The sequence below is a fragment of the Melioribacter sulfuriphilus genome, from assembly GCF_052656625.1.
This window is the reverse complement of record NZ_JBQXXK010000010.1, coordinates 136,775-146,850: the sequence shown is the minus strand read 5'-3', so window position 1 is coordinate 146,850 and position 10,076 is coordinate 136,775. Positions and strand designations below refer to the sequence as shown.

The following is a 10,076-nucleotide window of genomic DNA, read 5'->3' as shown; positions in this document are numbered from 1 at the left end:
CTGCACGCGGAGCAAAAACAAATAGAGCCCCAGTAAGATTAAGGGGCTTTTTATTTATGTACACAGTATATGTTTTATATTCTCGCCATCACAATAAAATTTATATTGGACAGACCGAAGATTTGCAGAGGCGGATTAATGAACATAATAATGGGCTGTTATCATCGTATACAAAAAGATATAAGCCGTGGGAAGTAGTTTATACAGAAGAATATCCAACACGAGGTGAAGCTTTGAAGAGGGAAAAGCAGTTAAAAAGCCAAAAGGGGCGGGAGTTTACATGGGATTATATAAAGCGCAGGGTTGCAGGTTCGATCAATTCGTAATAGTAAACACTTGCCAATCTATTACTAACTCTCTTGGGTAATAAACAACTCTTCAATTAAAAAGACTGTTAATGAATTTAAGAATTATTCATGTCTAATTAATGTTATCTTAATATAGACGTATTATATTTTATATAAACATTATTGGAGATATGATGCTCGGCAATATTTTTTTGGCAATTTTATTATTGCTATTCAATATTTCAAACAATGTAATTGAAGCAAATGACTTTGAAAGTAAGGCTGAAGTTAAACTGGTTTTGCAAATTGTAGTTGACCAGCTACGGGCTGACTACTTAAATAAATATTCATCTAATTTTTCAAAAAGTGGGTTTAATTATTTAATAAAAGAAGGGGTAAATTTTAGTAACGCAAAATTATCGTATACTCTGAGTGCAACAGGTCCGGGACATGCGTCTATTGCGACAGGGTCTCTACCAGCTTACCACGGAATCATAAGTAATGATTGGTATAATCGTAAACTAAAACAAAAGGTGTATTGTGCAGAGTACAATGGAGTGAAATCACCTCTTAATTTAATTGGGTCTACTTTATCCGATGAAATTTATCTGTCGAGTGGTGGAAAGTCGAAAATCTTTGGAATCTCTTCAAAAGATAGAGGTGCTATCTTTCTTGCAGGCCATTACGGTAAAGCTTTCTGGTTGTCAGATGACTCAATACAGTTTACTACAAGCAGTTATTATTATGAAAAAGAACCTGAGTTTTTAGAGAACTTTAATAAAAAAATAAATGAAGAGTATCTTATTGATTTTAAGTGGGAACCATTATATGAACCTGAAAAATATATCAATTATTTTGGGCAAGAACAGTTAGATAACTTCGGCTTAAAAAGATTTAATAAGCCGTCTGAGGTATCGTCGATTATTACTTCGCCTCTTGGAGATTTTTTGACTTTACAATTTGCAAAACATATTATTTACCAGAATGAACTTGGCAAAGATGAATATATCGACTATCTCTCTATCTCATTTTCATCTACAGATAAAATAGGACATTACTTTGGCAACTCTTCAATCGAATTTGAAGATCAACTCTACAGGCTGGATAAATTGATCGCGGAGCTGGTTGATTTTATCAACAGTCAAATTGGGATGAATAATACTTTGATCATTCTTACATCAGATCACGGGGCTAAAGACTCATTTACTCCGACAAATGGTAATAAGAACAGCAATCTACAAAAACTGGAAGTTGATGGTCTTCGTAGATTGTGCAATGAATATATTAAAGAAAAGTTAAATGTTAACTTCGATGTGATTGAAGAAATTATTTTACCAAATATTTATTTAAATGAAGAAGCGATTATTAATAATGGCCTTGAAATTAGTGTGGTTGAATTTCTTTTAAAAGATTACCTTAGAAATATGAATAATATATACGATGTTTTTACTTCCACAGAAATTGAAAAGAATAATTTGTCGCCAACCGCACTAAATATAAAAGTAATCAATTCGTATTTTCATAAAAGATCGGGTAATCTTTACATTATTTTTGAGCCCTCATTGCCAGATAGTCATAAAATTTATAACCGTTCTGAACATGGCACACCGTGGAATTACGATTTAATGATACCGTTACTTTTTTGCGGGCCTCGAATTGATAAGGGTAAAAATAGTAGCCAGGAGGCTTATATCGAAGACATTGCTGTTACTGTCTCACATTATCTCGGAATTAAAGTGCCAGCGACTGCTACAGGAAAAGTATTACCAATATTTGGGAAATAATTGTGTGTCGTAGTAACTCTTTTTTCCATTGACAACATATAAAATATCTTCTTTGAGAGTTGCTATAATCCAACTTAGAAAAGTGGAATATTGTTAAATCCTTTCTCTTTCTATAATATGCCTGGGTCATACTGTGGTAAAAGTATATTGGCTTATTTAAAAATATTTCTACAGTATTTGTTGTTGCATAAACGTAAACATGCTTGCTTTCTTCGGTAAATGAGTGTCCCCCAAAAATCTATTCCGATTATTTTCATCATAGTAATATGACATCCTAAGTGGATGCTTCACAATCGTGAATCCGCAAAGTATTTTAAGTCTTACGAGAATGGAAAATTTAATTAAGATACGGGCATGAGGAGCGATTCTTCTCTGATTAACATAACGTTGTTGCGCCATTTTACTCTAGAGTTGAAAAAGGGAATCAACCAGATTGCAAATATTAGAAGATCTTTTAGAGGAATAAAAAAATATGTGTAAGGTTTATGCTTGGCAACGAGATGGCGACTTATAAAGTAGTCGAGTATTATTTTAATTAATGTCGACGATAAGAAATAAATTAATATCCCTTTAAAAAAAGGGAGCAACAATAAACCGAGTGCAACTGGATTTGTCAGGGGTTCCAGCAGATAATGAAATGGATCGATCCTGAATCTCATTTTTGACCAGCGACTGTGACGATTGATAAATTTTTTTAACGGAATCTTTTCGTTGATATTGTCAATTAGAATTGGTGATGTCATAACTTTGTAGCCTACTTCTTTGACCTTTTTGCCCATCATGAAATCTTCAGCGAGGTAATTAGTAAAACTATAAAAGCCACCAATGGCATCGAGTGCTTCTCTGCGAATTAGAATTGCTTTCCCTATTGTTATTTGAATATCTGCGAGGGATGATGCAGCAAAAATACTAGGAGCAACGAAAGTGTTCAGATGGATATTCTCCATTGCCGAAACAATATTTTTTTCACCATGCCCACGAATTGTTGCCGTTAACATACCAAGTTCGTCGTCGTTAAAATGTGCGGTTAAATTAATAAGAAAATCTTTATTGCATTTTGTGTTGCTATCGCTAATAAGAATTAATTGACCTTTTGCATAAGAATACATATTGATCAAATTATTGACTTTTGGATTTAAGCCATGTCTGCGACTGTCAATAACTAGTCGTGCATTTTGGTGATGGTACTTATTAATCACCCTTTCAATAATAGTAACTGCCGGATCGTCTTCGGAATCTACTCCGAAAATTATTTCGTAGTCGGGGTAGTTCAGTTCGAAAAATGAGCATAAGTTATCTTCAAGATTATCGTCAATTCCTTTTATCGGTTTCAATATTGATATGGGAGGTTGGTGGTTATTGATGGGGAGTGAGATCGGGATTTGCTTTTTTGCTTTACTTATGAAATAAAGTGAGAGGAATCCATAAAGTAAGCCAGGAAGTAAAATTAGCATATATATGATTGTTTCCATTTCAAGTTCCAGTCGATTTTTCTTCTTTGAATGTTTTGTGATGAAGAGAAGTGAGAAATTTTTCAATTAATTTGGTGTAATAAAACGCGCTGGGTCTGATAGTCCGTTTAAATTGGTTTTCGTAATCTACTTCGACTAACCCGAATCTTTTGGATTTGCCGTGTAACCATTCATAATTGTCCAGGAGGCTCCAGTAGAAATAGCCTTTAATTCTGTAACCTTTTTCAATTTGCTTTCTTATAATCTTTACATGTTTTTTAATAAACTTTTTTCTGAGCAGGTCGTCACTCGAGGCAATTCCGTTTTCTGTAATTATCATCTCTTTATTGTATTGTGAAACCAGCTTAATAATTTTCTTTAGCCCTTTTGGGTAAATTTCCCAACCTGTGTCGGTAGCTGGATTCTTTGTGTAAAGGAAAAAGGGATTATTCAGACTCAATTTGAATTTGGTATGCAGACGGTAATAATAATTAATGCCCCAGAAATCGATTTTGTTGTTGAGATTTATCTGCTCATCAAACTTCAATAGCAGTGCAAAATTGACAACCATCCGATTTGAGGAAAATGCATCGAGCAGCATTACGTTAAAAAAGTAATTGATTTTCCGCGCAATGGTTTTATCTGGGAAGAACCATTCACGTGCTTCTTTGAAGATTATAAAATGTTTGGCAATTCCGATCTGGTTTTCGGCTTTGTAAGATTTCAAAATGTCATAAACTCTCACATGAGCTCTCATCATATTAAAAAGTGCTTTCATCATTAAATTGAGGTCATTGTAAGCAGGCGGAAATTTTGCATCGGCATAAGCCGCCAGTACCCAGACAACCGGCTCGTTGAAAGTAATCCAGTATTTTACTCTATCAGCCAATCGGCGGAATATTAAATCAGAATAATCAACAAATCTTTTGATCGAATCTTCTGTATGCCAGGGAGATGAGCCATGGAACCATCTCGGGTGTGTAAAATGATGCAGAGTAATCATCGGTTCGATGTTCTTTTCAAGCAGGCAGTCGACTATTTCGTCGTACCTGTTAAGTGCATCAATTGATATTGTGTTAATTTGTGGCTGAATCCGTGACCACTCGATCGAAAATCTGTATGCGTTATGATTTAGTTGTTTAATCAAATCAATATCCTCTTTCCACATCACCCAATGATTCGATCCATCTTCGTATGGCGGAAAACCAAGCAGCTTTTCGTAATCAGTAAAGTCGTTACTTATATTTCCTTCAATTTGAAATGATGACGTTGCACTTCCCCAGAGGAACATCTATTTACCGCAAGAATTAAGTTAAAAATTTCATCAAAAGTCATTTATACCACACTCAACTTAACAATCAGTTGTTAAGGCATTGTTAAGAAAGGATTAAAAAAATGTTAAGAGACTTGATTCGATATTTATTTATCGATATATTTGTATCGATAAAAAAATAACGATAGGTGTTTTATGATAATGGAAAAAAGACCAATTACGATTCCAGAACCGACACTCAAAAGACTACCGCGGTATATTGATATTCTCAAGAATCTTCATAATAGAAGCGAAAAGTATGTGTCGAGCAGCTATATTGCATCGGTTCTCGACCTTGATCCGATACAGGTGCGTAAAGATTTGAGTATTACTGGAATTATTGGAAAACCAAAACTTGGATTTGAAGTAGAGGAATTACTGGAGTCGCTGCTGAGTGCGTTGAACTGGAATAACAAAAACGAGGCATTCCTTGTGGGTACGGGAAGCTTAGGTAGTGCGCTTCTGGGTTACAAAGGATTTAAAGAATATGGTCTTGAAATCGTTGCTGCATTTGATAACGATCCTAAAAAAATCGGAAAGTCGATTAAAGGAATTAAAATTCTACCTGTGAACAAACTTACAGAAATGGCAAAGAGAATGCATGTTCATATGGGAATCATTACAGTACCTGCCGAAGCAGCACAAGAAATAGCAGAAAAGTTGATTGAAGGTGGAGTGGTTGGCATCTGGAATTTTGCGCCTGTTCACTTGAAAGTACCAGAAAACATAATTGTTGAAAATGCTCAATTGTCGCAATCTCTTGCGGTGTTGACGCATAAATTGTCAAAAGTATTTATTATTTAAGGGAGTTTGTCATGAGCGAATTGACCAATACAAACGCTGATAAGTTCAACAAAGTCTGTAAAATACTCGAAGATAATCAATATGATCCCCAAAGATTAATCCCTATTTTACAGGCTGTCCAAAACGAATATAGATATTTGCCCGAAGAAATTCTTCATTTTATTTCAACCTCACTGGGAATTTCGCCCGCCAAGGTATATGGAGTAGCAACTTTTTATTCTCACTTTGCTCTTGAACCAAAAGGAAAATATGTTATTAAAGTATGTGACGGGACGGCTTGCCACGTAAAAAAGTCGGAAGCAATTATTCAGGCAATAGAAAAAAAACTCGGACTCACATCCTCAAAAAAAACAACCGATGATATGCTATTCACACTAGAAACTGTTTCTTGTCTGGGGGCATGTGGATTGGCTCCTGTTGTGGTTGTCAATGAGGAAGTTCATTCGCTGATGACTCCTGAAAAAACCGAAATGCTGATTGAAAATATCAAGAAGGAGGAAACCTATGTTGAAGCAACCTGCTGACCTGGATAAACTCGCCCTAAACTACAAAAGTGCGACTAAATTGATGAAAAGGAGAATAATTATTTGCGCTGGCACCGGTTGTGTAGCTAATGGTTCACTCGATGTCTATAACGAATTTCTTACATTACTGAAAACAAGCGGTATAGAACATATTGTTAAAATTGAATTAAAGGAAGAGAAAAAAGATGCCGTTCTCGTCAGCAATAGTGGGTGTCAGGGTTTTTGTCAGATGGGACCATTAGTTACAATTGAACCAGATGGCATCATGTATGTTAAAGTGAGGAAGGATGATGTAAAGAAAATAATAGATAAAACCTTGATTGGAAATGAAATTATAGAAGAACTACTATATACCGATTTGACTTCAGGTAAAAAATGCAAGGGCACGAATGAAATCAATTTTTATAAACGCCAGAATAGAATGATTCTTGAGAAGTGCGGTAGAATTAATCCCGAGGATATTTATGAATATATTGCAGTAGATGGTTATAAAGCCGCAAGGAAAGCATTGCTTGAAATGACCGATGTTGAAATATGCCGTGAAATTACCAGATCGGGATTGCGTGGTAGAGGTGGCGGAGGATTCCCAACTGGAAAAAAATGGGAGCTAACGCTTAAATCAGTAGCCGATACAAAATATGTTATTTGTAATGGAGATGAAGGCGATCCTGGTGCCTTTATGGATAGAAGTATCATGGAAGGTAATCCGCATTCAGTAATCGAAGGGATGATTATAGCAGCAAAAGCCATTGGTGCATCAAAAGGGTATATTTATGTAAGAATGGAATATCCACTTGCAGTAAAAAGACTCCGTATTGCCGTACAGCAGGCAAGAGAGCTCGGACTACTTGGATTTAACATTTTCAACAGTAATTTCAATTTCGATATCGAAATAATGGAAGGAGCGGGCGCTTTTGTGTGCGGTGAAGAAACTGCTTTAATTGCGTCGATCGAGGGTAATAGAGGAATGCCTAATCCAAAACCGCCATTCCCTGCACAGGCAGGGCTGTTCGGTAAACCAACACTTATAAATAATGTAGAGACTTTAAGTAGTGTACCAAAAATAATTCTGAACGGTTCTCAATATTTTTCATCGGTAGGAACAGCCAATTCTTCAGGTACCAAAACGTTTGCTTTGACAGGAAATGTTGTTAATACGGGACTTATCGAAGTACCGTTTGGAACCACACTGCGAGAAATAATTTTCGGAATCGGTGGCGGGGTATTAAATGAAAAAGGCGAAATTGACCCCGATGCTTTCAAAGCTGTTCAAATAGGAGGACCTTCGGGAGGATGCTTGGTAGAGGAACATCTCGATTTACCACTCGATTACGATTCTCTGCGTAATGTTGGAGCAATGGTTGGATCGGGAGGACTTGTTGTTATGAATAAATCTACCTGCATGGTTCAAATGGCTCGCTTCTTTATGCAGTTTACTCAAAATGAATCTTGCGGCAAATGCGTGCTCTGCCGCGAAGGTACAAAACAAATGCTGTTTCTCCTTGACGACATTATCGAAGGACGAGCTACATACGAAACAATATCTTTGCTCGAAGAACTGGCATCGGCTGTAAGTAAAGGTTCTTTATGCGGACTTGGTAAAACTGCACCCAATCCGGTACTCTCGACCTTACGCTATTTCAGGGATGAATATTATGCTCATGTAGAACAAAAGAGATGTCCCGCAAAACAATGCAAAGCACTATTAAAACCGGTTATTATTCCAGAATTGTGTAAAGGCTGTGGTCTCTGCATGAAAAAATGCCCAGTCGGAGCAATTACAGGTTCCAAGAAAGAACCCCATGTAATTAATGAAGAATTATGCATAAAATGTATGGCATGCGTCGATGTATGCCGTTTAAATGCAGTTACAATCGGAGGTTAATATGGAAACTAACTTTGTTTATATAAACGGTGAAAAAGTAGAGTATACAAACGAACGAAATTTGCTGGAAGTTATAAGAAAAGCAAATATCGAGATACCAACTTTTTGTTATCATTCAGAATTAAGTATCTACGGTGCCTGCAGAATGTGTGTTGTTGATATCGAGGGACTTGGAATTGTTACTTCGTGTACCACTAAGCCCCAGCCCGGTATGAAAGTCAAAACTCATACTAGTGAAGTCCGTAAAATTAGAAAAATTGCATTGGAGTTGATTCTTGCAAATCACGATAAAAATTGTACTTCTTGTGTAAAAAGTGAAACTTGTAAGTTACAGAAACTTTCGAACGATTTGGGTGTCGATAAAATTCGCTTTAAAGAAAAGGAGATCCGTTTTGATCTCGACAAATCTTCTAATTCTGTGGTTAGAGATCCGAATAAATGTATTTTATGCGGAGACTGTGTTAGAGCCTGCAGTGAAATTCAGGGCATCGGAGTTATCGATTTTGTAAAGAGAGGTGAAAAAGCAGCTGTAATGCCGGCATTCGGTAAACAACTTGCAAAAGTCGACTGTGTTGATTGTGGGCAATGTGCCCGCGTATGCCCCACTGCATCGATTACTCCCAAATATGAAGTCGATAAAGTCTGGGCAGAAATTGAAAACCCAGATAAGGTGGTAGTCGCTCAAATTGCACCTGCTGTTAGAGTTGCAATTGGAGAATTGTTTGGTTTCAAACCGGGTGCTCTTTTAACCGGTCAGATTGTCAATGCACTTAAAATGATCGGTTTCGACAAAGTGTTCGATACTTCATTTGCTGCCGATTTAACCGTAATTGAAGAAGCAAATGAATTTATTCAACGCAAAAATGAAAATTATAAATTGCCACTCTTCACTTCCTGTTGTCCCGCTTGGGTGAAGTTTGTCGAATATTATCATCCAGAATTGATTAATAATCTGTCAACTTGTAAATCGCCTCAACAGATGTTTGGATCGATTGCAAAAGAAATTTTACCAAAAACGTTAAATGTTAAGAAAGAAAATCTCGTTGTGGTTTCAATTATGCCCTGTACTGCCAAAAAGGCCGAAGCTGTAAGACCCGAATTCAATCACGGTGGTATTAAAGAAGTCGATTATGTATTGACGACCGTTGAACTGGCTGCAATGATTAAAGAAGCGGGAATCAAATTTGAAAACCTTACGCCTGAACCACTCGATATGCCTTTGGGTTTTAAGTCGGGTGCAGGAATTATATTTGGCAACAGCGGAGGAGTAAGCGAAGCAGTTGCCCGTTATGTCTACGAAAAACAAACAGGCAAGAAATTGTTTGATTTTGAATTCAAGCAAATGAGAGGCAGTAACAACTTGCGCACTACTGAATTGGAATTAAACGGAACTAATATTAAAATGGCAATCGTAAGCGGATTGAAGAATGCTGCCGATCTAATCGAGAAAATTAAGAATAAAGAAGTGGAATATGATATAGTGGAAGTAATGGCATGTCCCGGCGGTTGTGTTGCAGGTGCGGGACAACCATATACAACCGAATCTGACAATAAACTTAAAAGAACCATGGCACTCTACGAATCCGATAAAACTTTACAATTGCATAAATCTCAGGATAATCCTTATGTCTCTGAACTATATGCCACTTTATTGGGCGAACCAAACAGCCAGATGGCTCACAAAATTCTACACACTAAGTATTATAACCGTAGGCGAATTAGCCCAGATAATTTAATAAAAATAGTTGACAACGATTCAAAAAAACTCACCATAGATGTTTGTGTAGGTACTAACTGCTACGTAAAGGGTTCTCAAAAAATTATTTCAGAAGTTCTTAATTATATTGAGAAAAAGGGCCTGTCGAATGCAGTTACACTAAATGCAACCTTCTGTATGGAAAAATGTGGGGAAGGTCCAAATGTGAAAATTTTTGGCGAGTCAAAAAGTATCTCCGATTCTTCTGAAATAATCAAACTGATTAATGATAAGCTTAATCTAAATCAGGAAATAAATCATTAAATGGAATTT

General features: G+C 36.4%; 8 protein-coding genes. 6 read left to right on the top strand and 2 right to left on the bottom strand.

Annotated elements, in window-relative coordinates; translation table 11 throughout:
- Together ACUN8G_RS13495 and ACUN8G_RS13490 are read left to right on the top strand one after the other, a co-directional pair.
- Nucleotides 1-326: GIY-YIG nuclease family protein (locus tag ACUN8G_RS13495; protein ID WP_445480953.1), on the top strand; the 326-nt coding region annotated here is incomplete at its 5' end.
- A gap of 155 nt (nucleotides 327-481) precedes the next feature.
- Nucleotides 482-2,071, top strand: a complete 1,590-nt coding sequence (locus tag ACUN8G_RS13490) for an alkaline phosphatase family protein (protein WP_437345437.1) — start codon at nucleotides 482-484, stop codon at nucleotides 2,069-2,071.
- Between the two features lie 341 nt (nucleotides 2,072-2,412).
- On the opposite strand, the gene ACUN8G_RS13485 is transcribed toward ACUN8G_RS13490, so the two are convergent.
- Both ACUN8G_RS13485 and ACUN8G_RS13480 read right to left on the bottom strand, forming a co-directional pair.
- The gene (locus ACUN8G_RS13485) at nucleotides 2,413-3,543 is read right to left on the bottom strand and encodes a glycosyltransferase (RefSeq protein ID WP_437345436.1); all 1,131 of its coding nucleotides are present in this window, start codon (nucleotides 3,541-3,543) and stop codon (nucleotides 2,413-2,415) included.
- A gap of 1 nt (nucleotide 3,544) precedes the next feature.
- Nucleotides 3,545-4,813, bottom strand: a complete 1,269-nt coding sequence (locus ACUN8G_RS13480; protein ID WP_437345435.1) for a glycoside hydrolase family 1 protein — start codon at nucleotides 4,811-4,813, stop codon at nucleotides 3,545-3,547.
- Nucleotides 4,814-4,996: 183 nt separating this feature from the next.
- Between ACUN8G_RS13480 and ACUN8G_RS13475 the strand changes: the two genes are divergently transcribed.
- Genes ACUN8G_RS13475 through ACUN8G_RS13460 form a run of 4 tightly spaced genes read left to right on the top strand, consistent with a single transcriptional unit; the run spans nucleotide 4,997 to nucleotide 10,067 of the window.
- The gene (locus ACUN8G_RS13475; RefSeq protein WP_437345434.1) at nucleotides 4,997-5,638 is read left to right on the top strand and encodes a redox-sensing transcriptional repressor Rex; all 642 of its coding nucleotides are present in this window, start codon (nucleotides 4,997-4,999) and stop codon (nucleotides 5,636-5,638) included.
- 11 nt (nucleotides 5,639-5,649) lie between these two features.
- Nucleotides 5,650-6,162: an NADH-quinone oxidoreductase subunit NuoE gene (nuoE, locus tag ACUN8G_RS13470; protein ID WP_437345433.1), complete on the top strand. Its 513-nt coding sequence runs from the start codon at nucleotides 5,650-5,652 to the stop codon at nucleotides 6,160-6,162.
- On the top strand, nucleotides 6,143-8,047 hold the full coding sequence (locus ACUN8G_RS13465; protein WP_437345432.1) for an NADH-ubiquinone oxidoreductase-F iron-sulfur binding region domain-containing protein: 1,905 nt from the start codon (nucleotides 6,143-6,145) through the stop codon (nucleotides 8,045-8,047). Before nuoE ends, ACUN8G_RS13465 begins: the two co-directional genes overlap by 20 nt.
- A gap of 1 nt (nucleotide 8,048) precedes the next feature.
- Complete coding sequence (locus tag ACUN8G_RS13460) at nucleotides 8,049-10,067, top strand: [FeFe] hydrogenase, group A (RefSeq protein ID WP_437345431.1); 2,019 nt, start codon at nucleotides 8,049-8,051, stop codon at nucleotides 10,065-10,067.
- Nucleotides 10,068-10,076 lie beyond the last annotated feature (9 nt).

Excerpts from the sequence above, each read along its gene's own strand:
- ACUN8G_RS13465 (WP_437345432.1), top strand. The coding sequence starts at position 6,143 with ATGTTGAAGCAACCTGCTGACCTGGATAAACTCGCCCTAAACTACAAA.
- nuoE (WP_437345433.1), top strand. The coding sequence starts at position 5,650 with ATGAGCGAATTGACCAATACAAACGCTGATAAGTTCAACAAAGTCTGT.
- ACUN8G_RS13490 (WP_437345437.1), top strand. The coding sequence starts at position 482 with ATGCTCGGCAATATTTTTTTGGCAATTTTATTATTGCTATTCAATATT.
- ACUN8G_RS13485 (WP_437345436.1), bottom strand. The coding sequence starts at position 3,543 with ATGGAAACAATCATATATATGCTAATTTTACTTCCTGGCTTACTTTAT.
- ACUN8G_RS13460 (WP_437345431.1), top strand. The coding sequence starts at position 8,049 with ATGGAAACTAACTTTGTTTATATAAACGGTGAAAAAGTAGAGTATACA.
- ACUN8G_RS13480 (WP_437345435.1), bottom strand. The coding sequence starts at position 4,813 with ATGTTCCTCTGGGGAAGTGCAACGTCATCATTTCAAATTGAAGGAAAT.
- ACUN8G_RS13475 (WP_437345434.1), top strand. The coding sequence starts at position 4,997 with ATGGAAAAAAGACCAATTACGATTCCAGAACCGACACTCAAAAGACTA.